Source organism: Advenella sp. FME57, from assembly GCF_014897675.1.
In the GTDB taxonomy this organism is placed as follows: domain Bacteria; phylum Pseudomonadota; class Gammaproteobacteria; order Burkholderiales; family Burkholderiaceae_B; genus Advenella.
Genome location: NZ_JABUXU010000008.1, coordinates 194,609 through 221,123, shown reverse-complemented (window position 1 = coordinate 221,123; position 26,515 = coordinate 194,609). Strand labels below are relative to the sequence as shown.

Genomic DNA, 26,515 nt, shown 5'->3' with positions numbered 1-26,515 from the left:
TTTAGCTTAAAAGAAATTCTACGAGTAATCTGTATTATTTTACGGGGTAGTTACAATAGGAAATTTGTCCGACTGCCAGCAAAACGGAAAACAATAAGTAACGTAACAACGATTTCATAGAATAAGCTCCATGGAAAAATTCTAATCATCAGCAGTAATGCTAACTTCGCCGATGATTGTGTTTATGAATTTGTCATAAGATTTTCATATATCACATCTTTTACTGACCTGAATAATGGATAGGGTCGACACTCTCACAAATGTTTACATTCGCAAGACTCGCCCCAACTTAGAGATGCGGTTTAATAAGTTGTCATGCAAAACAATATCAGTTGGCCATCTCTTAAACTTCCTCTCCCCGACTGTGCTCTGAAGACAGGATAGCCGGTCCTCGACGTGGCCTGAGCCACAACCCGAGCACGAACCACATGAGTGTTATTGCGCCAACACTGAAGATGATGTCGCCCGGGACGCGCATCCACACGAGAAAGCTGATTATGGGCTGCTGCATAAACTCAGCCGAACGCGCATACCAGTATCCTTTATCAATCGCCGCTATCAGTTGCAGGGTGCCGATTGGCAGCAGGGTCAGCGCAGCCATCAAGGCCAAACCGATATTGAACGACCAGAAACTTGTCGCCAGTAGCCGCTCAGGCCAAACCAGGTCCGGCTTTAGGCCGCGCAAGCAGAACAATACGAGTCCAATACCGAGCATGCCGTACACGCCGAAAAGCGCGGTGTGCGCATGCAGCGGCGTCAAATTTAGCCCCTGCATGTAATACAGCGACAGCGGCGGGTTGATCAGAAAGCCTAGTAAACCAGCCCCGACGATGTTCCAGAAGGCGACAGCCAGGAAAAACATGACGGGCCAACGATAGCGCATCATCCACGGCGTCGCATGACCTTGTCTATATCGCTCATAAGCCTCGAAACCGATATAGGCCAGCGGCACGACTTCAAGCGCGGAGAAGCTGGCGCCGAGCACGATCACCGTCACTGGCGTCCCACTAAAATACAGATGGTGCAAGGTTCCAAGTACACCGCCAGCCATAAACACTATAGTGGCGAAAAGCACTGCAACGGTCGCAATCTTGACCGGCAATAGACCCAGGCGCGTGAAAAGGATGGCGAGCACTGCAGTGGCGAAGACCTCGAAGAAGCCTTCGACCCATAGATGCACCAGCCACCAACGCCAGTATTCAACTTCTGAAAGGTGACTATGTTCACCCGGCACCAATGCTGCGGCGTAAAACAGTCCGATCGCTACGGTCGACAGGAACAGCAAGGCCACGAGCGATCGCGACTCCGAATCAGTCCGCAGCGCGGGCCATAAGGCACGTCCGACCAGCACCAACCACAGCATCAAGCCTATAAAGAAGAACCATTGCCAGAAGCGACCGATATCAATGTATTCCCAACCTTGGTGACCAAACCAGAAATTATGCTCCAGTCCGAGCTTCTGCATCACCGCGAACCATTGCCCGGTGAACGCGCCAACGATGATTATCAATAGACAGCTAAAGAGCAGGTTCACTCCAAGTCGCTGATATTTTGGTTCGTGGCCCGAAATGGCCGGCCCCATATAAAGGCCGGTCGCCAGCCAGGCCGTTGCAATCCAGAGAATCGCTAACTGGGTATGCCAGGTGCGGGTGATCGAGTACGGGAGAATATCCGACAGGTTAAATCCGTATTGCTCTTGACCTTCGATCTGGTAGTGAGCCGTGAGAGAGCCAAGCAGGATTTGAAGAAGGAACATCCCAAGCAGGACCCAAAAGTACTTCGCTGTCGCCTTCATTGACGGCGTAACGACCACCTGCAACATTGGATCAGTAAGAGGCAATTCATGCGGCTTCTGATGACGTCCTGTGGTCACAGCATGGTGCCAGCCAAGCAGAGCAATGCCTGCGAGAAGCAATATCACGCTAAACGCCGACCACAAGAACAAGCTTGCTGGCGGATTGTTGCCAACTAGCGGCTCATTGGGCCAGTTATTGGTGTAAGTAATGTTGCTTCCGGGTCGCTCGGTGACGGTAGCCCACGCGGTCCACCAAAAAAAGGCGGTAAGCGCGCGTCGGTGCACGGCGTCCGGTACGGTATTGTTCTTCATCGCGTAGGCTTCGCGCAGCTCGGCCGTGGCCGGGTCGTTGCCAAACAGGCTTTGATAATGGGCGGCAACGAGCAATATGGCGGCGGTACGATCACTATTGAGTGTGATAGTCTTACTTGAGAGATCGTAGGTATTGTCTCGAATTCTCGTCTGTAGCCGGGCCTGAAACAGGGTTTGCTGTTCCTCAGACAATGCCGTGTAGCTGGCCACGCCAACCTCGCGCTGCGCCCACAGGTCTAATACGCCTAACGCCTCCCGGTGCAGCCAGTCTGCACTCCAGTCCGGTGCGACATAGGAGCCGTGACCCCAAATCGATCCGAGTTGCATCCCGCCCATGGACTGCCAGACTTGGCGACCCAACTCGATATCGGAGCGCGTGTAAATCACCTGAGCGTCGGTCGACACCACTTGCTCGGGCATAGGAGGCGATTCCCGGTAGATTTCACCACCCGTCCACAGTAGAGTACCGAAGGAAGCGATGAGGAGGGCCGCTAAATAAACCCACAGTTTCCTGGTGCTATTCATGTTTTTCTCTCATGCCGGATGTTTATATTCCGGCCACTGAACCCAATGGCATTGACCATCGTCGCGCAGGATATTTTTCTAACACATACAGCTGGCTGCGCAGTAGAGGTCAAAAGCACAGTACATGGAGCAGCGCGATAATGCGTTAGCGATGAGCTAAACAAACAGATGAGTGTGTGCAATCGCATTGAGATTGATACCAGTCTAACACTGATACCGGTAAACCGTTAGCATTGCATGAACCGGTGCAGAGCGTTAAGAAATCTCTCCACCGCATTTACCAATATTGAATCAACAAATTCAAAGTCGACATATCGTCTCATCGTAGTAGGCATCTCCCGATGCATGACCAGTAAGTATTTTTTCCTAACGCAAGCGCAGTGATATATTGAAATTCACCCTTGTTTGGATGTTATCGTGACAAGTGCCTAATGACTGTATTGGCATCCGATTTGCCACAGGCGTGCTTAGTTCGAAGTCTACCCAGCAAGGGATTCATTATGTCTGCTTCACTAAAAGCTGCACTTATCTATTTCAAGGAAAATGTACCATTCAGACTGGTTCCGGCGCTGGTAGCTGCAACTTTTCTACTGCTCATGCTACTGCTGCCGGTGCCAGAGGGACTGACCACTAAAGCCTGGACATTGGTGGCGATTTTCTTAACAACAATTTTGGCAATAGTTCTCAAGGTGATGCCGATCGGAGTGATGGCAATGATGTCGATGACCATCGTCGCGCTCACGCAGGTCACATCTACGTCTTCCAAAGGAGCCATCACAGATGCGTTATCTAGTTTCGCCAACCCTTTAATATGGTTAATTGTAGTGGCGATACTCATATCGCGCGGTTTAAAAAAAACAGGCCTAGGCAAACGCATTGGCCTTTTCTTTATTTCAGTCCTGGGAAGTAGAACCCTTGGTATCGGCTATGGACTCACGATTTGTGAACTGGTGCTTGCGCCATTTACGCCCAGCAACACAGCTCGCGGCGGAGGTATCGTCCACCCCATCATGAAATCGATAGCGGCCGCATTCGATTCGGACCCAGCTAAAGGTACCGAGCGTAAGATCGGCACTTATCTGGCGCTGGTAAACATGCATGCAAACACGATCACTTCAGGCATGTTCATCACCGCGACTGCACCCAATCCGCTTGTCGTAAACTTCGTTGCGCAAGTGACGAATCAAAGTTTTCATCTTTCCTGGACGACATGGGCTCTTTGCATGCTGGTGCCCGGATTAGCCTGCCTTCTGCTGATGCCTCTGTTGGTGTCGTTGCTGGCACCTGCGCAAATCAAGTCTACACCTCATGCGATCGAGTACGCACGCGATGAGCGCCAAAGCATGGGGCCGATTTCTGGAGGGGAAAAGATAATGTTAGGTACTTTTGGCGTCCTGCTTCTACTTTGGGCGAATGTTCCTGCGTTGATCTTGGGCCCGGCTTACACGCTCGACCCGACGGTCGTGGCGTTTTTAGGTCTTTTCATCCTGATCATCACTGGCACAATTGATTGGGATGACGTACTTTCCGAGAAAAGCGCATGGGATACGCTGATTTGGTTCGGCGCGTTGGTGATGATGGCAGAACAGCTCAACAAGACCGGCGTCATTGCGTGGTTCTCCAGTATGTTGAGAAACGGGATCGCTTCGGCGGGAATGGGTTGGGAATGGGCTGCCGTACTGCTCGTACTGCTGTTTGTATTCTCACATTACTTCTTTGCAAGTACAACCGCGCACATCAGCGCCATGATGTTGGCCTTCCTAACGGTGGGCGTGGCATTGGTGCCTCCAGATTATCTGGTGCCGTTCTTGCTGATGATGGTTGCAGGCTCTACGATAATGATGACCTTGACCCATTATGCAACGGGTACTTCACCGATCATTTTCGGCAGCGGGTACGTTGCGCTTGGGACGTGGTGGCGAGTGGGCTTTATAATGTGTATTATCGAGCTCGCAATTTACGCAACGATTGGGATCGCGTGGTGGAAGGTGCTTGGGTTGTGGTGACTCACGAACATGAAAGAGCATATGGCGAAGATTGTGCCAATCGGGCAAGCCCAAGTGACACTTCACACGTTCAATTTTATGGCTCCTACAGCAGTGCTGATCGCTGATTTTTAAAATACAAGTGTCTGGACCAGAATTACGCCACAATAGGCATTACAGGAACCATGTTTACGAACGCTTGTCTTAGTTTACCCAGGAATAAAAAGTGATCCTGCGACCATAGCCCATTGCTCGATCTAAAAGAGTTTGTCACGGAAAAGCCATGCAGCACCCAGATGAAATGAACAGACTTGTTCACGCGACGATCCTTTACTGATATCCCTGAGCAAGCGATTCCTATGCATTGGCGTTTTGTTGCGCCAGTTGCACCTCGCCCCAAGTGCACATCAGATTGATCACAGGCAGCAGGGACTGCCCTCGCTGCGAAAGGCTGTACTCGACTTTTGGCGGAATTTGCGGATATTCCTTGCGGATGACCAGCCCATCATGCTCCATTTCCTTGAGCGTGCTGCTCAGCGTCTTGTAGGAAATCGTTCCGATGCAACGCTGCAGTTCGTTGAACCTCAAGACCGGCTTGTATTCCGAAAGCCAGTACATGATCGTCATCTTGTACTTTCCGCTAATCCGCGCCAGCGTGTAGCCAAAGCCTGTCTCTTCCAGGGGAATTTCCATGGCAAAGCAACTGGGCTGCTCTTTGGGAGCTGGTAGTTTTGCATTCATTATGTTATCCATGTTTATACTATCATTTAGGTAAGTATATAACTTAATTGTGCGTACTTTATTTTTTTTCCATAATCTATATCATAGTAGCGTCACCACTCAATATGGATCATTCGAAATGAAAACATTGATCGTTGTCGCCCACCCCAATTTGGAAAATTCGCAGGTCAACAAAGCCTGGATCGAAGCGTTAAAGAAACAGCCAGACCAGTACACTGTCCACGACCTTTACGGCACGTACCCCGACTGGCAATTTGACGTCGCCGGCGAGCAAGCGCTGATCGAAGCGCATGACAAGGTTGTCTTGCAATTTCCTGTGTTCTGGTTCAATTGCCCGCCTTTGTTGAAAAAATGGCTGGACGATGTTTTTATCTATGGCTGGGCCTATGGTTCGAAAAGTGGGCACAAAATGCGCGGTCGCAAGCTGGCGCTGGCCGTATCTGCTGGCGTGCGGGAACATGACTATTCACCCCAGGGTCGCTACCAGTACCGCCTGGAAGACATTCTCAGACCGTTCGAAATTACCGCCAATTACGTTGGCGCCGATTACCAGCCGTTTTTTGCCATGTACGGCTTCGAAGATGAACCGGGCGAAGACTATCAATTTAACCAGCCGGCGTTACGCCAAGGTACCGCGGATTACCTCGCTTATCTTGCCGAAGCCGGCTAGCGCAGGATGCAACCTGGCCGGTAGAAAAGACCGCCGTTGCCTGCATCGAGTAGTGGAATAGACGTTCCCTGTTATGCACTTTCAATACCCAATTCCCCACTTAAGCTTTGCAGCAAAAGGCGGACCGCCGGGTTTTCATTTTCACGCCGCCACACTGCACGCACTTCTTGCGCTGTTCGCGAGAAGGTCAAAGGCAGTATCGCGAGTAATGTTCTGTCGACCAAGTCGACAACATACGCGCGCGGCATCAAGCCTAAAAGTTGGCTATTAGCCAAAAGTGTTGGCAAGACAGCAATAGAGTTCGCAGTTATCGTGCCCACACCCGGCCGCAGTGAGTGTTTTTTATATAAACGCATTAGACCGTCGTGAATGGCCGAACCGTCTGGTGGGAGAATCCACGTATAGGGCGAAAGGTCAACCCAACGCAATGACTTGCGCCCTGCTAATTGATGCAAGCTGGAACACACGATTACCAGCGGATCCTTGCTAATCAAACGCTCTTCCAATGACCCGAACTCTTCCATGGTTCTGTCGATACGGGTGCGCGAAATCACAATATCCAAGTTTCCATCCCGTATCGCGGGAAAAAGCGTATCGGTGGTGGCTTCCGTCAGTGTAATGGTGAGCGCGGGGGCCCGTTGGCGCAAGCGTACGACGGCTTTTGCCACTTGGGTGGGCATGGTCGTCGCCACAGCGCCTATTTTCAAGTGCCCAACGCCTCCTTCCCTCAATTGCTCGAGTTCACGCTGTGCGGCCTCCAAATTGTAAAGGACTTGTCGCCCGTATTTCAGCAATACCTCCCCGGTGGGAGTCAACACGACACGCCGACCGGAACGCACAACGACTGGGGCACCCAGCAAATGCTCTAGCTCACCTAACTGCTTAGAAATAGCCGGTTGCGTTACGTTGAAAAGCTCTGCTACACGGCTGACACGCCCTACTTTTGCAAGCGTTGTAATAATGCGCAGGTGCCCAAGCCGTCTTTTCTTAACGCATATCGCCATGATCAATTCAGACTCAGGCAAACCGGTATAGAAACGCTTTGTCGTTGCCGCCCCATCCGGCTCAAAACACAGGCGCCGCTTTTCCTTCCATCCTGATATTGATGCAGGTCGCGCCATGGTTATTGACCGCTTTCTTAAGTATCTCCTCCAATTGATCCGCCTGCTCTGCATAAGCGCCTTTTGCGCCAAGGGCAGACGCCAGCAAATCATAGCGGGCGGAGTCGTTCAATGTACATCCGTACAGCCTGTCAGGGCCGTATTCACGCAATTGGATCATATACTCTGCATTCCAGCGCGAATCGTTTCCAACGACTGCAATAAACGAAGCATTTTCCCTGGCCGCTGTTTCAAACTCCGTACTATGAAAGCCCACCGTCCCGTCACCCATCATGGCAATGATCGTGGCATTGGGTCGGGCGATACTCGCAGCCACTGCATAACATAAGGCGCCGCCAATCGCACCTGACAGGCCGTTGATAATCCGGGTCGGCGCCTGGCAAAATGCCTGCACCCATTGGCCAAACTCACCACCATCAGATATCAGAATGGGGTCTGCAGCCTCATCCAATATTTTCTGTACGGCCTGGCATATCGATTGTGGTCCGGGATTGGTAGCGTTCTCTTCAGATGGCGACTTCAGCGCCCTGTTTGCAATGGCGCGATCGACCTCCTGTAACCACGCGTCGCGTTTGTGGGGATAGGTGCAATCACTCAGCCCGCGTAATGCGGCATCCGAATCGGCTATCGCGTGTTTGTACAAACGCGTTCCCAATAGGTTTTGGGCACGCTCGATCATTGTTTCATCGGGGTCTATAACAATGATATCCGCTTCCGGATGCATGCCAGCAGAACGGCCAAAGTCCAGAGTGAAGTCTAGTGTTTTGCCAACCAGAACGACCAGGTCCGCTTTCTTCAGGACCTGAGGAAAATGCCCAAGAGACGGATCCCGCAGGCCGCGGGGGCTCTCCATGGCAATAATAGGCGATTGCAGAACGTCAGTAGCGTCCTTTCTCAAATCTGGAGCACGGCTCGCATTGTTCATCGGACCGACCAGCACCAATGGCCGTTCTGCTCTGGCAATCCGCTCCATGATTTCCTGAGCATCAGCCTGCGACAAGGGCTTGCTGACCCGGGCGGGTGCTTGCCCGCGCTTTACTTTGTCAATATCGACTTCTTCCTGCAACAGATCAAACGGCATCGCAATGTGCACAGGACCAGGTCGGCCCGATAATGCCAAAGAAATTGCCGATGTAATGTCTTGATCTATCTCTTGGGCGTGACTTAATCGCGAGGATTTTTTTACAAGCTTTTTTGTCACCTCAGTCTGGTCCAATTCCTGGAATGCACCCATGCCATCCTGCGAAATAGGAGAATCCCCCGAGAGCAGCAAGATGGGACTTTCAGCCAGGCGGGCTGAGAACACCGGTGACAGACAATTGGTAATGCCCGGCGCGGCAGTGACCAGCGCAACGCCGATCTCACCGGTCAGTTGCGCCCACGCGTCGGCCATATACACTGCAGCCGCTTCGTGACGTACATGGACAATGCGGATGCCTGCATCAATGCAGGCATCGTAGATGGGCATAATCTGATTGCCTGAAAGACTGAATATGGTTTTGACACCTGCGCGTTGCAATGCGTCTGTAACAAGATGAGCACCTAGCATAAAAACAGTTACCTTCATAAAATTAAACGGTGGCAGCCCAGCGGTGGCTGGCCATCTTAAAACCCGAACCCCTGAAATATCGTTTCTCGCATATACGATATCAAGGCGCCTGCCCTCTTCTATTTCTCATGCTTTGTTCATTGTGCCATCAGCGATTACCCCGTTTAAGTCGCATTGCTATCAAGTTTGAGATTTATCATTGCTGACAGAATCACTTTGGATTGATTTTCTGCTCTGCGATAATTGTTTTCCAGGATGCCAATTCATTCGTGATCTTTTGCGTCATATACGCGTGTCCCTGTTCTGCTGCGGTCAGACCAAGGTCCTGAAATTTTTTCTTCATGCGTTCAGAAACCATTGCCGTTTTGATGCCTTGCTCCATCTTTTCCACGATATTGTCTGGCGTACCTTTAGGGACTACCACACCAAACCACCCCTGGGCATCGAATTCTTTATCAAGCTGCTCTTTTACCGTTGGAACGTCAGTAAGTGCAGCTGATCGTTCGCTGCTGGTCACCGCAATTGCCTTTACGTCACCAGACTTTATAAAAGGCATGAGTGCAGCCAGATTTCCTGTTACCACCTGAATCTGCCCGGCAATCAGGTCTGTCAACGCCAGCGTTTCACCACTGTAAGGGATATGCGTCATCTTGCTGCCTGTCAAATGCATCAACATTTCGGATGCCATATGCGTCTGGCTCCCGACGCCGGACGATCCGAAATTGACGCCCGATTTATTCTGCCGGATATAAGAGAGCAGTTCTACAAGATTATTGGCGGGGACCTTTTTGTTTGCTGCCACAACAAACGGGCCAATGGAGACGATGCTGACATTCTTGAAATCGCTGACACGATAAGGAAGATCCTTGTATAGATTGGGATTTACCGTGAGCATGCTCCCGGAAACCATCAGCATGGTGTACCCATCTGGCCGGGCTCTAGCCACCTGTGATGCGGCGACCGCGCCACCCGCACCAACCTTATTTTCCACTACAATCGTCTGCTTCCATTGCTCACTAAGCTCCAGGCCCAATGATCGGGACAGAATATCTGCAGTCCCGCCTGCGGGAAAAGGAGAGATCAGGCGTACTGGCTGGTTTGGCCAGTCGCCCGCAAACGCCGTGGCGCCAATTAGAAAACAGCTTGTACAGGCTGCGATACTACGAAAAATAAGTCGCGTAAACACGTTCCTTGCGTTGTACATCTTTGCCTTCTCCTTGAATTACTTTTGAAATAAATAAATCCGGATCCAAGCAAAAGGCGCTGTCATTAAAAATGGCCGACGGCAATGTTGTCACCTTTTGATACTGTTTATTATTGTTTAAAGACAGGGCAAAGTAAAAGCAAAAATAATTTCACTCATTAAAGTTAAATTTTAAATAATCGTTTTTCGTGAACCACGACGACGTCAGTTGGCATCGTGCCCCGGATATTCCTACGCAGGACTTCACCGCGCAAGGTATTGCGTCAGTTACATAGCAACCTGATATCGACAGGACATATTCACTGGATGAAGTATTCGATACTCATCGAGACTCGGAAACCCAGTCAACAGTGCGGGAACATCGTCTTGACAACCTGAATCGTATAATGTGCGACTCGGTGATATTTACTGCGAATCAAAGTCAGAATGGGCCAATTCGAGGTGTGTTGGCTCTAGCTGGCAGACCATAGCGCTAGCACACAACACGTTCAACTAGACTTTATTCTTTTGCAGGTGGACATGAGTCAGACTGTTTACAAATAGCTCCTCCCCTAGCCCCGATGCTCGGTGGTGACCACTACCCCCGCAACTCTTAGCCTATCGGTTACCGCACGCACAGCACTCTCAAGCTCGTGCATATCCGCAGCTACGAACAGAACGCCCTCTCCATCGACCGCCGGTGCAATCAAAACCCGCGCATCTGCTGGAAATTCGTGGCGGCGCCAGTCTCGCGCGCGTCTTAAGCGGTCCATGCTCTCGTGAGAAAGGGTGTCATTACGCTGTATCAGTGCAGCTTGGTCTTGCAAATGCCAATTCTGAAAAAAAATTTCAGTTGCGGCATCGGGAGTTGTTGCAGTCGCAATATTCGCAGGCCAGCAATAGAGCAAGCCCTCCACGAGTCGCCTTCCAAACCAGGCCCGGGGCGCAGGATGCACCGTGAGACCATCTGGATGGTCTACATTAAAAAACAGCCGAAAGGCGAGCGTGCCGCTTGTTGTCGCGGTTTCTGTAACTGCCCGCATAATGGGCACTGGAACGCTTTCGTCAATCGGGAGCGGCAGAACCGTCCAGGTAAGCAACGCCGCTGTGCAATTGCCAGGCCGCAAGTTCGCAGTCTGCATGCTGGCTTCGTCCCACTTGTACAGAATCTGGACAGAGATGTCCGGACTGTTGGTCATCAGGCCTCCTTAAAGGTCTTGCCGCACCACCCTATAGTGCCCAAAATGTGCTGCGCCTTATCAATTTGCTCGTAGTGCAGACCATCTCCGGACCTGGCCAACAATCGAACTAGCACACACGGCAAATTCCTAGACTTTATTCTTTTGCAAAAGGACATAAATAAATGCCTGCGAAGCCTTTGCGTCAGGTGTGGTATGAAGCTCCAATTTCGATGTAATTAAGGTGAACTGCTTGCTGAAAATGTCGGAAAGCTGCTGTGCCGAACGACGAGCAACGCCAAGACCAGAGCAACGCTCCGGACCGTCATGAGCAAAGCCTGCGATCACCACGTATCCTCCCGGACATACAGCATGCTCTACGGTCTTGACATACGATTGCACATCTTTGGAATCCGTCAGAAAATGAAACACGGCACGGTCATGCCAATGCGTGTATTGGCCTTCAGGCAATTCAAGCGTAGTTATATCGCCAACAATCCACCTTACTTGCAACGAGTCGGCGCCCATGCGGCTCTTTGAGATATCCAGTGCTTCATCGGATAAATCTACCACAGTAACATCTCGCACACCGAAAGCCAAAACATCGTCGACCAGCGTAGACGCCCCTGCCCCGACGTCGACAAAGCGACTATCGTTAGCCAATCGCCCTTTCTGCAACAATTCCATGGAAAGACTCAGATGGGGACGATACCAACTGACGGTATCGGGACCCTTGTCCCGATAGACAGCATTCCAGTGGGATTGAAGCTGGCTGCTATTTTCCTTTGACATACGCTATCCTTGATTTCGTAACAAATCACCAAGCGTGAACAGTATTATCTATGACAATAGTCAACACACTGATCTGTGCTTGCATATAACGATGGAACAAACATTACCAAGCTGCAACCCGCATCACCCGGCAATACCCTGCTCCTGGTGCTGGATCAAGCGTGCATAAGCTCCATACTGGGTAAGCAATGCATCATGCGTCCCCTGCTCAACCAGTTTTCCATCATCCAGAACCAGGATCTGATCTGCCTCGCGAATGGTCGACAGCCGGTGTGCAATGATCAGGGTGGTACGCTCACGCATCAGCAAAGTCAGCGCATCCCGTACCTGCATTTCACTCAGACTATCCAAATGCGAGGTTGCCTCATCCAGTATCAAAATGGGCGCGTTCTTCAAAAAGGCACGTGCGATGGCAATACGTTGTCGTTGTCCTCCCGACAACTGCGTGCCACGTTCACCAACAAGCGTGTCCAGGCCTTGCGGCAGCGATGCGACAAATCCTGATAGTGCCGCAGACGCCAGTGCGTTGCGTACCTCTGCTTCACTTGCATCAGGGCGAGCAAGCCTGATGTTTGCAGCCAGCGTGTCGTTGAATAAATAGGTGTCCTGTGTGACCAGGGCGACATGCTCTCTCAGGCTATCCAGCTCGGGTTGACGAATGTCAGTGCCGCCGATGCGAATCGCTCCCGCGCTGACATCCCAAAAACGCAACAGCAGATTGGCAATTGTGCTTTTGCCTGCTCCGGAAGCCCCTACCAGCGCAGTCGTCGTACCAGGCGGCAAGGAAAAAGAAAGCGCATCCAGAGTAAGGCGCGAGACCGGCGTATACCGAAAGCCCACCTTATCGAAGTCGATCGACAGTCCTTGCGGTGTTGGCACGAGCCGGGCCGGCCCGTTCCTGACAGGAACGGGCTCTTGATGCACCACATGCAGCCGTCGACTGGCGGCCACGGTATCAGCCAACTGGCGGCTTACCTGTGATATTTCGGATACAGGAAGAAAAGTTGCGACCGCCACGAGCACCAACAATGGGACCATGGTCGGATCAAGCGCGCCGGCATTGGCCAGCAAGGCACCGGTCACGGCAACCGCCAATCCGCCCAACCCCATCGCCAACTCGAACCAGGCGCTTTGCGCCGATAAATCATTCAAAATGGCCTGCCTTTGGCGGCTGTATGATTGGGCAATATCCAAAAACTGCTTGCGCCGGCGTGCCGTTGCCTGGAATGCGGTCAGATCGGCCATCCCCTGAATGGTATCTGTCAGGTGCGCACTCATTTGGCCAAGGGACTGACGAGCCTGTTCTCCGAGGGCATCAATCCGTTGTCTGCTGCGCACCGGAGACAACAGCGCATAGGCAAGAAAAGGCAGCAAGGCCAGCGCCACCGGCCAGCTATAAATTGCCAGGAATCCCAATACGGTGGCAGGCACAAGTACCGATACAATCGCTGGCGCGATGGTATGTGCATAGAAGTATTCGATCATTTCCACATCCTGCGTGGCGAGGGATACCAGATCCCCCGAGCGTCGTTCCAGCAGATACGCTGGCGCAAGCTGCTCGAGCTTGTCGTACAAATCGATGCGCATATTGGCCAGCAGTTTATAGGCCATTGCGTGCGCCAGCCATGATTCCAGCCAGTGAAATAACGCAGCCAGCGGAGCGACGACCAGCAACGCAATGATCAGCGTCTGCGTTGGCTGGCCATTGCGCAGCGCGGCTACAACAAGTGCACTCAGCGCGCCCACGCCGATAAAAGCGGCGACCCGTGCCACGCCGAGCAAGATGGTTGCAATCAGCGTCAGACGCCAGGGCTTGACCACCGAGAGCAGCGTAGCCAGTACATCTGGCCACCCCACCCGGGCCGCGTCCTCCTCCAGCGACCGTGGTTTGGGACTACTGGCACGGTTTGGTGGCGCTACCGGGTCAGCTTGCGTATCGGCCTCTTCCGAGATCTGGCTGACACTGGTCTGCTCCCGCATCAATCGATAGTACAGCCCCTCTTGCTGCATCAATGCCTTGTGGGATCCGGACTCAACAATCCGCCCCTGTTCCAGCACCAGGATTCTATCGGCATTAATCACACTGGCCAGACGGTGCGCCAGAATCAGCGTCGTTCTTCCCGCCATAAGCCGGTCCAGCGCTTCCTGGATCAGAAACTCGTTCTGTGAATCGACCGATGACAGCGCCTCGTCCAGAATGAGAATCGGCGCGTCCCGCAACAACGCACGGGCAATACCAACACGCTGCCGCTGCCCGCCAGACAGTTGCAGTCCACGATCACCCACCTGCGTCTCGTAACCGTCAGGTAAAGTCATAATGAATGCGTCGATATTGGCGGATCGGGCGGCCGCGCGCACCTGTTCTGGCGTCGCATCGGGGCGGCCTAACCGTATATTCTCGTTCAGGGTACCGTGGAATAAGGTGATGTCCTGACTAACCAGCGCAATGCGCGATAGCAATGCCTCTTCGGAAAGATCGCGGACGTCATAGCCACCCAAGAATATGTGCCCACTCTGCGGCGTCACTTCGCGCAAGAGCAATCGAACTAGGGTGGATTTACCCGCGCCACTTGGCCCGACTACACCGATACGCTCGCCAGCAGCTATTTCGAAGTTCAGGTCACGGTGTGCGATTCTCTCTGGTTGATACGCGAATGTCACATTATCAAATCGAATATGCGGCTCCAGATCAGTCGGTGACATTGCCCGCTCGGATGCTGTCTTAACGCGACGCGCATCGTTAAGCTCATGAATACTGGCCGCAGCCGACTGCCCAAGCATGCCCTGATGCAGTACTGACCGCAGGTCGCGCAGCGGACGAAAAATTTCGGTACCCGCCATCAAGACAATAAGAAGCGCTTCCAGGCTCATCTCGCCCTGCACCACGCGGGTAGCGCCCAGCGCGATGGCAATCGCAGCTCCCATGGCAACACCCAGGTCGCTCATGCCTCGCGTGAGTACGCTAACCGACAGCACCCAGAATGTCTTGTCTGACAAATGGCGTGCCCGCTCAGCCAGCCGCAGACCAAAACTTTTGCCTTGACCAAATGCTTTGAGCGTAGGCAAGCCCTGCATGGCGTCCAGAAAATCTTCTCCGAACGCTCTGAGTGCCTGCGCGCGCTCGCGGCTGGCACGTCGGTCCAGGGCATGCACGGCAGCAGGAGCCAGCAACGAGAAAAGCGCCGCGACAAGCAGTACTGAGGCCGTTGGCACGTCCCAGAACGCAATAACAGCAAAGATAGCAATTGGGGCAATGAGCGAAATGGCGACCTGGGGCAAATAGCGGCCAAAAAAGGTCTGCAATTGCTCGACACCATCGATGACACTCAACATGATGCCGCCCGTACGCTGGCTACCAAGCCAGGCTGGCCCCAGATCGACAATGCGATCATATAGACCTGCACGCAAAGTAAGCTGAATCCTGGCTGCGGACCGGTTAGCCTCGACCGTACGCAGATGATCGAGCCAGGCACGCAGCAGCACCATGGCAACCGCATACAACGCCGGCGCCAACCATTGCTGCCAGGGCTGCTGATCGAACACGCGGGACAATAACTGACCCAGGAAAACGTAACGGGCGATACCCGCCAGCAAGGCCAACAGGCCCAGCATTACCCCACCGATCATGCGGGTGCGCAAGCCGGCGGTCATCAGCCACAGGCGATAGTCAAAGTACATAGCCACTCCTTCACATCACGATATCTTACTGACAGAGCAGGCCGAAGACAATTGATTGCCTTCGGCTGGACATTATGTAACCACGGTTAACTTCGACAGGTGCATCAATATGAGAAACAATTCTTGCGTACCTGATCGGTACGGCAATGAAGTCTACCGAAAGAACGTCAAATCTTCGTATGCAAAAAACTAACAAGTCACTGCATAAAATTCGTTTGCAGCTCCCCCTGGTACTCCCTACCATAACTATTGACTAATAAAGCCCACGATATATGGAAAATCAGCGCTGTTATTAAAACATGCAGCCGCTTCACTGGAGAATAGGAGACAATGAAAAATCAAAATCAAGCGCCCAACCGAGTCATTTCGAACTTCCCTATGTTAGCCGTAGCCGTCATTTTGGCTACCAACTCAGGGATTGTTCATGGGCAAGATTATCCAGTCAAACCCATTCGGCTGGTATCAGCACATGCAGCAGGCGGGGCGGCCGACACCCTCTCTCGCATCGTGGCAGAGCAACTTGGGACTAAGCTTGGGCAGCCAATAGTGGTTGAAAACCGCCCAGGAGCGAGTACGGCACTTGCCGCCGAACATGTTTCCCGAGCACCTGCTGATGGATACACGATCCTGATGGTAACGGTTACCACCTTGTCTATCAATCCAACCATCATGCCCAAACTCCAATATGACCCCATTAAGGATTTCGCACCGATTACCGTTGTTGCTTCAACGCCCTTCTTTCTTGGCACCAATGTCAATCTACCTGTCACTTCAGTACAAGATCTTATAAATATGGCAAAACAGAAGCCAGGTAAACTGAACTATGGATCCTCAGGAAACGGTACCTCATCGCATCTGGCCGGAGAGCTGTTTAATGATATGGCCAATATCAAAATGGTCCAAATACCATATAAAGCTACATCAGCGCGTAACACCGATCTTTCGTCTGGCATTATTCAAGTCGTTTTCGGCAATGACCTGCTTCCTTTTTCTGAGACGGGAAAAGTTCGGATTCTTGGCGTAACATCAAAACAACGCCTTTCCGGTCACCCTGAAATCCCGACTGTGGCAGAAGCCGGCAACCTTCCAGGTTACGAAGCATCGGTATGGTATGGACTTGTCGCGCCTGCCGGCACTCCGCCAAAAATCATAAACCGTTTAAGCTCCACGATACATGACATTGTCGTTGACCCCATGGTCAAGAAAAAAATCATGACAACCATTGGCGGCGAAGCAATTGGCAGCTCACCTCAAGCGTTCTCCGATCTTATTGAATCTGATAAAAAAAAATGGCGGGCCGTTATCAAACGCGCGGGCATAGCAACCGCTCAATCACAAGTTCCACCTAAAAAAGGGCAGAAGTGATCACGAAAAACCAGCTCGTCGGTAAACCAGATAGACTCGTAGCCTATTCACGATAGGGGACGGCCTGCTTCGCTGCCGCCCATATTGCTTTTCCGGATGGGGTTTCGAGCTCTTCAAGGTAATGGCCTACCAGGCCCCCTGCTCGCGACACCACGGAATAACCCCTTATGGCGGCGACTGGAATATCAATTTCCAACAAAAGGGCAGCAATCGCACCGGTGGCGTTGATCGTTATATGACGGCCATATTGTTTGTCCACCTCGTTGCCCAGGCGTTGAATTAGTCGCACGTACCCGTTAGTACAACCTAATTCGGACGCAATCTTGAACAGCTTTAGCGCGCGAGGGTCATCAGGCTGATGTGTGCCATGGCCGAAGCCAGGAAAAGCGCGCTTTTCTTGTTTATAGCGCCCGACGAGCTCCTGCAATACCACATCGACGTTTTCTGCGTCTTTTACCCGCTGTTCAATACCCAACAACAGCGTTGCACATTGCTCCGTGGTGCCAGCATAAACACTGCCGATCGCCAGTAACCCCGAAGAAATGGCTACCTGAGGCTCTTCTGGAACGCTCATGGCCATCAACCGCGTAACGACCGCTGAAGGAGTCAACCCATGCTCCATCAGAGTCACCAGACACGCGTCCAGCACCTTGCACTGGGCCGGTGTGGGCATACGGTCGCAGGTCAGAAAATACAACATTTGCGTAAAGCTTGCGACCCCCATCAAATCGTTGACGAGGTCTCGGCCGCGCACTTTGACATCTTTGGTAAACGAGGCGCCAGTACGCGTATATGGCTGGGTTGCAGAGGGTTTCAAGTTCGTAACCTCAGGCCAAACCAACAGAACCAACAAGTGTCGTATCAAATTGCGTCTTGCAATGCACCTGATTGTCCTCGGCAATTGTGGTCACCAAATCATCGCCAGGGCAGACGCCTCTTACATACTTCACCGTTAGCCTGCCTTTGTAATGCCAATCGCGGCCAAATTTCTTCACAGCAAGATCACAAACATATGCTGTGTACATCAGGCCATGCCCCAGCGTCCCACGAAATCCTCGCTCTTTGGCATAGGCGTCGTCATAATGCAAAATATCATTATCGCCATTGAGAATTCCATAGTTATCAAACAGCGTTTGCGTCTGTTTTACGGTTTTTTGCAGTTCTTGATTATCCATTTTCTGTCACCTTAAATCGATTACACACTATTGATTAACGATTTCACTCAATTCGGGAATGCAGAGGTATGGTTTACTGCTACCAACAACTCTCCATCTGGGGTCTTGAATTCGACGTCGTACTTTATATACTTCAGCCCCTTACGTTCGTACTTATCGGTCACGCGACCGGTACCCACCACCCTGGTTTCTTCATCGGCCCAGATAGGGTGATGGAATTGGATCGTATTTCCAATCATGATGCCTCCTTGTTGCGGCGGATATTTTCGATACATCACCGCCATCATGTACACCAGCACGACGTTAGGTGGCGCAGCCTGCCGTCCGTCAACAACATAGTTATCAGCATCGGCACTCACCGCAGATATGTACTCCTGCACTATATCCTGCGTGATCGTGAAAGGCAACGCATCAAACTCCTGACCTATCACCCAATCCTTATATAACGCACCAGGTAGCTCCCCTTCCCTTGGCTTCACATCACTCGGTCTGGTCATTCACATCTCCTTGAAAAATAACATTGGCTTTTATAAGTTGATCTATAAGACGCGCTTCATACCCGCAAACTTGCGATAGAATTTTGCGCGTATGCTCCCCGAAGGCCGGTGGATAAGAAGTGGACTCTGCCCCTTCGAACTTGAAAGGATTGCCAAGAAAGCGAAGCGTCGCCTGCGTCCTGGGATGAATCAGCTCTTCAACCATGTTGCGTTCATGCACCAAGGGTTGAGATGTAGCCTGCTCAATATTGTTTACTAGCGCCGCCGGCACTCTTTGCTCAAATAAATGCGCCGCCCAGTCGGAGGCCTTCCTGGCCTGGAAAACCTGGTTCAACTCTTGTGTCAGGCTTTCCACGTTCTCAATACGACGAACCGGATGATCAAATCTGGAATCATTTGCCAGATCTTCGCGTCCAATGGCTTCGCAGAACGACTCCCAGAACTGCTGACCAGTCGGAGACAGGGCAATAAACTGCTCATCCGCACAGGGGTATATGTCACTGGGCGCAATGACTGGATGACGGGCACCATTGGCTTTGGGGACCACATCTGAAATAAAATAGTTCTGCGCCTGCCATGTCAGCATGGCCAGTTGGCAATCGAGCAGCGACACCTGAAGAAGGTCACCGATGCCCGATTTCAACGCCTTGAGCATCAGACCCACACATCCCAGCGCCAGATACAAACCACCAGTAAGGTCAGCGGCCTGATAGCCAAGCCGCACGGGCTTGGAATCTTTGTTGCCCGTAATGCTCATCACTCCGCTCATGGCTTGCACCACCAGATCAAAAGCGGGCGCTTTGGCAAAAGGACCTTTGTCATGAAGACCGATTAATTGCCCTATCGCAATTTTAGGGTTGACGGCCAGTAATGATTTCTTGTCCAGACCTAGGCGTTTCGGCACGTCAGGGGCGAAGCCGTAAATAATGGCATCGGACTCCCGCACAAGGTCATAAAGTACTTCCCGGCCTTGTTCAGATTTCAAATCCAGCGCTATACTGGACTTACCTCGGTTCACGGAAAGAAAAAATCCAGAATCTCCTTCAAACACCGTTGAATGACTGGATACCCTGCGTGAAAGGTCTCCCTCCAAAGGTTCTACCTTTATCACTTCCGCTCCAAGCTGGGCAAGCAATTGACTGGCGAATGGCCCGCCCAGCACCCAGGTAAAGTCCAGCACTCGAAAACCACTTAGCATATAAACTCCGACGATGTTAGTTTTTTTGTGGCACACAACGTGTGAAGTGTTCTTATGATGCACGTAACTGTGGTCATCGTAAATCGACTAAAAATCGAAAGATGTGCATTAATCTCACAACATATCAGGCTTGCTTGCAGAACCAAGGTCACAATTTTCGACGAGATAGAAGTGCATTCCGAGGCAAAGAGATTCTCCACCTTCAATTACCAAAGTGGCTGGAGATTATATTGCTCTGGAAAGACAATCAGTATGTGAACATGCGCGAGGTGGGCGCCGCTAAATTCGTCAGGGCGGGCAGGCGTTAATATTGCAACCTGTTGGGTAGTTCAAGCGTATAGGCGCCGTTGAAGAAAATTCATATAACCGTGTCCGAAAATTGATTGGACGCCCCGCCCTCTTCGGACAGCCATGAACAAAACTCGTTGAGCAAAGGGCGGTTGTGACCGCGCGGAGTCACTACATAAGCGTAATCAGCAGCGCTGACATCCGGCCCATCAAATGCTAGGACCAGATTCTCCGCCGCCAGATCGTCGGCTACGAGCGATAGAGGAACTAGCGCAACGCCCAAGCCCTCTAATGCCGCTTGCACCACAAAAAACATTTCGTCAAATCGCAAAAAATCGGCCGAAGGTGGTTTCTCGATGCGTGCTTGCTCAAACCACTGCGACCATGCGTGCACGTTACTCTTGGCCTCCATAAGACGATGCTTTTTAATATCCTCGGCACACAATACAGGACAGACCTCAAGCCGTTCGGGAGCGCATACAGCCACGAGTTTGCCGGACAGGAAGGAATTCGCATGCAGATCCGATGCCGATTTAGGAAGCCTTCGTATAACAACATCGAAATCACTCAACTTAAGCGAATCTATACCGGTCGTGCTGGCAGTCAATCTGACCTCTGCTTTACTGTGCCGGTGCTGAAAAACCGATAGCCGGGGAATAAGCCATTTCATCGTGAACGTCGGCGGAGCATTGACCAATATTGTCTGGCCGCCAGGACTCATTAAACTATCCACAGCAGTAGACAAGCGGTCAAACGCAGGCGCTACGCCAGAGAAAAGATCCTCTCCTTCGTCAGTCAGCTCAATTGGCTGGCTGCGGCGAAACAGGCGTAGCCTCAACATTGACTCCAACATGCCAATTTGACGGCTAACGGCACCATGCGTCACCCCAAGCTCATTGGCCGCAAGGCTAAAGCTGCGATGACGTCCCACTGACTCAAAAGCGCGCAAAGCGTTCAGCGGCAATGAACGACGATTCATATGGCGCTCCCAATCAAATGAAAATTTGACTATAACTGCAGAATGAGCACTCGGCAATAATTGATATTACTTATATCCGTACTGCCGAAGGTTTGCTGTTTGTGCATGCCGTTTTTCTTAACTGCCGTACCGCGATAGCCGAGGCGTTACGCTAACGCCGGAAAGAGTGCTTGGGTGCGTGCCGGAGCTTATCGACGCGGCAAGAAATATCGCCAATTAGTCGCCGAACGCTCGCTGGTACGCAGGCCGCGCCTCGCCGCGCGCCACATAGACGGCCAAATTTGGATAGTCTCTCACGATGCCTGTGGACTGCAGCCTGAGCAGTACCGACACCATCATCAGATCGCCCGCGCTGAAATAGCCTTCCTGCCAATCGGCATCGCCAAGCCGCTTGGACCGTTAGCGCAGCCGGACACGAACCCGATCCTCGCGCATCACGTTGCACTCTTCGTACCACGACTTGTCGCCCGCCAGGCCCTTGCCGTCGTCGGGAGACAGCGCACAGGCCGTAATGATGGGGATCATGATCAGCTATAACCAGAGCAGTACCTTATATTCATATTTAGACCACGCTTGAATCGGTCAATAGATCTGACGCTAGCAATCTGACCCTGGACGATACAAGCCTGGCTCCTTCGGACAACGGACGCTGGCGAGTCACACTCAATGCAATCGTTCTGCGTATCCCCGGGCTGATGATCAGACAGGCGCTCAGCTCTCCGGCGGCTACTTCCTGCGCCACTGCAGTCAGAGGCAATAGCGTAAAGGCATGGCCACCGGCAGCTACGTCTTTCATCGCCGTAGCGGTTTCCACCTCCATGACAATGTTCAGCCTGGTATCGTGGCGACGAGACAATACATCCAGCGTTGCTCGCAAGCCATTGGGTACCGCTGGCAATACCAACGGAATGCCGTCAAGGGAATGAAAAGGCAGGCTTTCGGCCGCAAGTTCTGGCAGGCCGGCCTTGCCGACTAGGAAGGTATCTAGCTTGCCAAGCACATCCTCCCCGCGCGATGCGGACGAACCATAGCGATTGACCACGATCATATCCAGGCGCCCCGACGCAAGCTGTTCATCAAGGGAGCCACTAAAGCCCTCCGTCACATGCAGACGAAGCTGGGGCGCGCACGCACGGATATCTGCCAGCAAAAGCGGCAATAATTGCCGTGCCAGCGAAGGCAGGACGCCGATATGCACTGTCCCCGTCAATATGCCAGCCGCCTGATGAGCGGTGGCGTCGAGCTGCTCGACCTGATCAATGATGCGCTTGACTTCGGGATACATGCGTCGCCCAAAATCGGACAACACCATGCCCCGGCCGGTTCTGTCAAACAGGCGCTTGCTCCACTCTTTTTCCAGCATGGCAATCTGACGGCTGACCAGCGACTGCGCCATGTCCGATGCGATCGCTGCACGAGACAACGACTGCATATCCGCCACCAACAGGAAAGTGTTCAGTTGCTTGAGATTCATGATTTCACTTAAATGGAAAGCTGAAATTATAAACTTTGTATTTATATATATCTCAATTGTGGGTAAGCTTGTCTTCATTAACGTAGAACAAATATGGAGACAAACTTGAAACTCACACACTGCCTTACTGCGGCGTTTGCCGCCACTTCCCTGCTGGCCTCATCTGTTGTGAATGCGCAGGAATCCTCGTATCCCACCCGCCCGGTCAACCTGGTTGTGCCCTTTTCTGCGGGTGGCCCCACCGATGCCATGGCACGTATCCTGGCGCGAAAGCTGGGCGATCGTCTTGGCCAGCAAGTGGTTGTCGACAACCGTGGTGGTGCCGGTGGCAGCATCGCTGCGGAACTGGTGGCTCGTTCCAAAGCAGACGGATATACCCTGTTTTTTGGCACGACCGGCACCATGGCGATCAATCCGAGCCTTTACGCCAACTTGCGTTACGATCCGATCAAGGATTTCTCGCCCGTCAGCCTGATGGCGACAACGATGAATGTACTGGTCGTCAACCCCCAACTGCCCGTAAAGACACTTAGTGATCTGGTGAAGCTGGCCAAGACAAAGCCGGACGAACTCACTTATGGATCAGCGGGCAATGGCAGTTCCAATCACCTGTCGGGCGAGCTGTTTCGCACCTCCGCCGGCATCCGGATCAGTCACATTCCATACAAAGGCTCGGCACCTGCACTCGTTGACCTGCTGGCCGGTCGCATTTCAATGATGTTCGACACCATTGCGCAGCAGACCCAGAATATTTCCGCCAGCAAGGTGACCGCGCTCGCGGTAACCGGTCCAAAGCGCTCAACACTGTTGCCTGATGTACCCACTGCCCAGCAAGCCGGGCTCGACGGCTTTGACGTCACCATCTGGTATGGCGTGCTTGCTCCACATGGCACGCCCGAGGTCATCGTGAACCGACTGCAGCGTGAAATTGCAGCCATCATGGCAACAGAGGACATGAAATCGCGCATGCAAAGGGACGGCGCCGCTGCGCAAAGCACCACACCTGCAGAGTTTGCCGACCTGATTAAAAGCGACACCGCCAAATGGGCGCCAGTCGTCAAGAACTCCGGCGCGAGCCTGAATTGATACGAGTAGCATCCATGATATTCTCTCCTGATCCTGGCCTGAGAAACGCCCTGGCTCCACGCAGCATCGCAGTGATCGGCGCCACGGAAGACCCCAACAAAGTGGGTGGTCGCCCTCTGCATTACCTTAAACGCTTCGGATTTTCCGGCGCGGTGTATCCGATTAATCCAAGACGCAAGATAATACAGGGTATGCAGGCATTTGCATCGCTCGATGAACTGCCGGAGATACCGGATGTCGCCATCGTCGCAGTCGGCCAGGATGCCGTTTCGGATGTCATAGAACAATGCGCTGAGCAAGGAATTACATGCGTCATAGTGATGAGCTCGGGCTTTGGCGAAACAGGCAGCGCGGGAGTCCAGCGGCAAACCGCACTGGTAGAACAGGCTCGCCGACTGGGCGTGCGGCTGGTGGGCCCCAACGCGCAAGGCGTGGCCAATTTCCAAACCGGCGCAGTAATGAACTTCAGCACTATGTTCATGGAAATCGAGCCCGAAGACGGGCCGGTTGCCATTATCAGCCAGAGCGGCGCAGCCAGCGTCATGCCCTACGCCATGCTGCGTGAACGCGGTGTGGGCGTACGCTATCTGATTGCCTCTGGCAATGATGCTGATGCCTCGGTGTGCGAATTAGCGTTGGCAGCCGCGGTCGATCCTGCAATCCGGGTCATCCTGTTGTATATCGAATCGCTGACGGATCCCGCCATGCTGGCCGAAACGGCCCGACTGGCCATCTCGCGCGGTGCAGCGGTCATTGCCCTGAAGGCCGGACGCAGCGTGCAAGGTGCGAAGGCCGCGGCCTCGCACACAGGCGCGATGGTCAACGATGATGTCGTCGTGGATTCCTTTTTCGAACGCCACGGCATCTGGCGTGCCGCCGATGTGCACGGACTGGTCAACGCCGTTGAACTTTATCTGACAACGCCGCCCCGGCCCGCAGACAGCCTGGTTGTCATGAGCCACAGCGGCGCGGTCGGGGTGCTGTGCGCGGATGCAGCCGAAACCCTGAATCTTCCGCTAACGGAATTGGACCCTGCGGTGGTGCGCAGCCTGGCTGACATTATGCCCAGCTTTGCCACCGCACAAAATCCGGTAGATCTGACAGCCTCGCTGATGACCCAAAGCGGCATGTATGCCGCTACGCTCAATACCCTGGCTACCGATCCGCAGGCAGATATGTTTCTTATCGGCGTGCCCGTGGCCGGCCCTGGCTATGACGTGCAGGGCATGGCAACCGATACCGCCACGTTTGCAGCCAATACAGGTAAACCAGCCGTGGTGTCTGCGCCCCAGGCGTCGGTGCGCCAGGTTTTTCGCGAAGCCGGCGTACCCGTGTATGCGCACGAAACAGATGCCATCAATGCACTGCACCAGTGGAGCCGCCATGGCATCCTGATGCGACAGGCATCGGCACGCGACCAGCTGGAAGTATCGGCAGCATCAATCCTCGCCCTTCCGGACTGGACGACTCAGTTCCTGAGCGAAGACGAAAGCCTGGCCGTACTGACAAAAGCGGATATTCCAACAGTGCCGTATGTACTGTGCCGGAATGCGGATGAAGCCGTCACCGCCTGGCGTGCGCTGGGACAGGACGTTGTGATGAAAGCCTGTTCTGCCCACATTCCGCACAAATCCGAACATGGATTGGTATTTATTGGCCTGGACAGTGAACAGCAAATCATCGAAGCATGGAAACAGTGCGCGCAGCGTGTTGCCGCCCTGCAGGTCCCGTACGATGGCGTTATTGTCGCCAGGCGCGTTTCGGGACGACGTGAGTTTGCGCTGGGCGTTCGGCAGGATCCAGTCTTTGGCACCATCGTGATGATCGGCGATGGCGGCAAATATGTAGAAGCCCTGCGCGACTTCGTTGTACTGCTGCACCCGTTTTCGGAAGATGACGTTATCGCCAAGCTGCACACACTTCGCATCGCGCCGATTCTGGCCGGCGTACGCGGCGAGGCACCCATCGACCTCGACACTGTGGCGCATACAGCTGTGGCGCTCGCTCGCCTGGCCGCATCTCAATCGCACGACATTACATCCATCGATCTGAACCCGCTGATTGTCGGCGATACGGGCAGCGCAGGCTGGGCCGTCGATGCCGTCATCGAACGTTGCAAGGAGCAGGCATGACCCCTCAAAGTACCGTACTGACAGACTATATCGACGAGATTGCCGTCGTTCGCCTTAATCGCCCGGCCGGCATGAACGCCGTGGATGCCTCGTTGCGCACAGCGCTGAAGGACACACTATATGCGCTCGAGGCTGACGATGCTGTCCGCGCCATCGTGCTGACAGGCACCGGCGAGCGAGCCTTCTGCGCAGGTCAGGACCTGGATGAGGCGGCCACGATCGACACTGGCAATCTTGCTGACTGGCTCAATCGCCAGCACGCCATGTACCAGGCTGTACGCGACATGACAAAGCCAATTGTTGCGGCACTCAATGGTACCGCCGTTGGTGCCGGCTTTCAGATCGCCCTGATGTGCGACTTGCGGGTAGCCCATCCAGCGCTACGCATGGGACAGCCCGAAGTCAAGGCCGGACTGGCGAGTATTGTCGGTTCATATCTGATGTCATTACAAATTGGCCATTCGCTCAACCAGGAACTCTCGCTGAGCGGAGAACTGATCACGGGCGAACGGGCGCATACACTCGGGCTCGTCAACGACCTGGTATCTGCCGATCAGGTATTACCTCGTGCCCTGGAACGGGCAGCCAAGCTGGCTGCATTGCCGCGCACCGCTATTCGCTTAACCAAGCAGCGCTTCAGGGAGCGCACACAGCCAGACTTTAACGAGGCGTGCAGCGCAGGCATCCGCTATCAACTTGAATGCTATGCAACCGGGGAACCACAGCAGGTCATGCGCGCGTTTATCTCCCGACGCGCTTCATCCACATCGGCCCGCCTCCACAAGGATTAAC

Annotated in this window: 21 protein-coding genes; 6 read left to right on the top strand and 15 right to left on the bottom strand. The window is 53.0% G+C overall.

Features of this window, described 5'->3' with window-relative positions:
- Positions 1-343 precede the first annotated feature (343 nt).
- A complete protein-coding gene (locus INT32_RS11560) occupies positions 344-2,632 on the bottom strand; it encodes a nitric-oxide reductase large subunit (protein WP_193088873.1) in 2,289 nt (762 codons plus the stop codon).
- A 500-nt stretch (positions 2,633-3,132) separates the two neighbouring features.
- On the opposite strand from INT32_RS11560, the gene INT32_RS11555 reads away from it, so the two are divergent.
- Positions 3,133-4,638 carry a DASS family sodium-coupled anion symporter gene (locus INT32_RS11555; protein WP_193088872.1) on the top strand — a complete coding sequence of 502 codons (1,506 nt, stop codon included), beginning with the start codon at positions 3,133-3,135 and terminating at the stop codon, positions 4,636-4,638.
- A gap of 336 nt (positions 4,639-4,974) precedes the next feature.
- Here the strand turns inward: INT32_RS11555 and INT32_RS11550 are convergent, their stop codons facing one another.
- A complete protein-coding gene (locus INT32_RS11550) occupies positions 4,975-5,358 on the bottom strand; it encodes a helix-turn-helix domain-containing protein (protein WP_226816928.1) in 384 nt (127 codons plus the stop codon).
- 118 nt (positions 5,359-5,476) lie between these two features.
- Between INT32_RS11550 and INT32_RS11545 the strand changes: the two genes are divergently transcribed.
- Positions 5,477-6,028, top strand: a complete 552-nt coding sequence (locus tag INT32_RS11545) for an NAD(P)H-dependent oxidoreductase (RefSeq protein WP_193088871.1) — start codon at positions 5,477-5,479, stop codon at positions 6,026-6,028.
- A gap of 71 nt (positions 6,029-6,099) precedes the next feature.
- On the opposite strand, the gene INT32_RS11540 is transcribed toward INT32_RS11545, so the two are convergent.
- The 6 genes from INT32_RS11540 to INT32_RS11515 all read right to left on the bottom strand — a co-directional run bounded on the left by INT32_RS11540 (position 6,100) and on the right by INT32_RS11515 (position 15,529).
- Positions 6,100-7,149: a LysR family transcriptional regulator gene (locus INT32_RS11540; protein ID WP_193088870.1), complete on the bottom strand. Its 1,050-nt coding sequence runs from the start codon at positions 7,147-7,149 to the stop codon at positions 6,100-6,102.
- Complete coding sequence (locus INT32_RS11535) at positions 7,094-8,698, bottom strand: thiamine pyrophosphate-binding protein (RefSeq protein ID WP_193088869.1); 1,605 nt, start codon at positions 8,696-8,698, stop codon at positions 7,094-7,096. Before INT32_RS11535 ends, INT32_RS11540 begins: the two co-directional genes overlap by 56 nt.
- Before the next feature lie 211 nt (positions 8,699-8,909).
- Positions 8,910-9,731, bottom strand: coding sequence for a tripartite tricarboxylate transporter substrate binding protein (locus INT32_RS11530; protein WP_255509703.1), 822 nt, complete (start codon positions 9,729-9,731; stop codon positions 8,910-8,912).
- A 722-nt stretch (positions 9,732-10,453) separates the two neighbouring features.
- Positions 10,454-11,080: a hypothetical protein gene (locus tag INT32_RS11525; protein ID WP_193088867.1), complete on the bottom strand. Its 627-nt coding sequence runs from the start codon at positions 11,078-11,080 to the stop codon at positions 10,454-10,456.
- 129 nt (positions 11,081-11,209) lie between these two features.
- Complete coding sequence (locus INT32_RS11520) at positions 11,210-11,851, bottom strand: class I SAM-dependent methyltransferase (protein WP_193088866.1); 642 nt, start codon at positions 11,849-11,851, stop codon at positions 11,210-11,212.
- A gap of 123 nt (positions 11,852-11,974) precedes the next feature.
- Entirely contained in the window at positions 11,975-15,529 is a 3,555-nt protein-coding gene (locus tag INT32_RS11515; protein ID WP_193088865.1) for an ABC transporter ATP-binding protein, read from the bottom strand.
- Between the two features lie 330 nt (positions 15,530-15,859).
- Between INT32_RS11515 and INT32_RS11510 the strand changes: the two genes are divergently transcribed.
- Positions 15,860-16,894 carry a tripartite tricarboxylate transporter substrate binding protein gene (locus tag INT32_RS11510; protein WP_193088864.1) on the top strand — a complete coding sequence of 345 codons (1,035 nt, stop codon included), beginning with the start codon at positions 15,860-15,862 and terminating at the stop codon, positions 16,892-16,894.
- A gap of 43 nt (positions 16,895-16,937) precedes the next feature.
- Here the strand turns inward: INT32_RS11510 and INT32_RS11505 are convergent, their stop codons facing one another.
- The 7 genes from INT32_RS11505 to INT32_RS11480 form a co-directional block, all read right to left on the bottom strand.
- Positions 16,938-17,711, bottom strand: a complete 774-nt coding sequence (locus tag INT32_RS11505; protein ID WP_193088863.1) for a citryl-CoA lyase — start codon at positions 17,709-17,711, stop codon at positions 16,938-16,940.
- Between the two features lie 10 nt (positions 17,712-17,721).
- Positions 17,722-18,069, bottom strand: coding sequence for a MaoC family dehydratase (locus INT32_RS11500; RefSeq protein WP_193088862.1), 348 nt, complete (start codon positions 18,067-18,069; stop codon positions 17,722-17,724).
- A 47-nt stretch (positions 18,070-18,116) separates the two neighbouring features.
- A complete protein-coding gene (locus INT32_RS11495) occupies positions 18,117-18,566 on the bottom strand; it encodes a MaoC family dehydratase N-terminal domain-containing protein (protein WP_193088861.1) in 450 nt (149 codons plus the stop codon).
- A complete protein-coding gene (locus INT32_RS11490; protein ID WP_193088860.1) occupies positions 18,550-19,764 on the bottom strand; it encodes a CaiB/BaiF CoA-transferase family protein in 1,215 nt (404 codons plus the stop codon). Before INT32_RS11490 ends, INT32_RS11495 begins: the two co-directional genes overlap by 17 nt.
- A 358-nt stretch (positions 19,765-20,122) precedes the next feature.
- On the bottom strand, positions 20,123-21,031 hold the full coding sequence (locus INT32_RS11485) for a LysR substrate-binding domain-containing protein (RefSeq protein WP_193088859.1): 909 nt from the start codon (positions 21,029-21,031) through the stop codon (positions 20,123-20,125).
- Between the two features lie 399 nt (positions 21,032-21,430).
- Entirely contained in the window at positions 21,431-21,556 is a 126-nt protein-coding gene (locus INT32_RS22280; protein WP_255509702.1) for a hypothetical protein, read from the bottom strand.
- 37 nt (positions 21,557-21,593) lie between these two features.
- Positions 21,594-22,505: a LysR family transcriptional regulator gene (locus INT32_RS11480; protein WP_193088858.1), complete on the bottom strand. Its 912-nt coding sequence runs from the start codon at positions 22,503-22,505 to the stop codon at positions 21,594-21,596.
- 105 nt (positions 22,506-22,610) lie between these two features.
- On the opposite strand from INT32_RS11480, the gene INT32_RS11475 reads away from it, so the two are divergent.
- From INT32_RS11475 to INT32_RS11465, 3 genes are read left to right on the top strand one after another with little or no spacing between them, the layout of a single operon-like run.
- Positions 22,611-23,591, top strand: a complete 981-nt coding sequence (locus tag INT32_RS11475) for a tripartite tricarboxylate transporter substrate binding protein (RefSeq protein WP_193088857.1) — start codon at positions 22,611-22,613, stop codon at positions 23,589-23,591.
- Positions 23,592-23,605: 14 nt separating this feature from the next.
- Positions 23,606-25,723, top strand: coding sequence for an acetate--CoA ligase family protein (locus INT32_RS11470; RefSeq protein WP_193088856.1), 2,118 nt, complete (start codon positions 23,606-23,608; stop codon positions 25,721-25,723).
- Positions 25,720-26,514: an enoyl-CoA hydratase/isomerase family protein gene (locus INT32_RS11465; RefSeq protein ID WP_193088855.1), complete on the top strand. Its 795-nt coding sequence runs from the start codon at positions 25,720-25,722 to the stop codon at positions 26,512-26,514. The genes INT32_RS11470 and INT32_RS11465 overlap by 4 nt, the downstream gene beginning before the upstream one ends.
- Position 26,515: the final 1 nt, after the last annotated feature.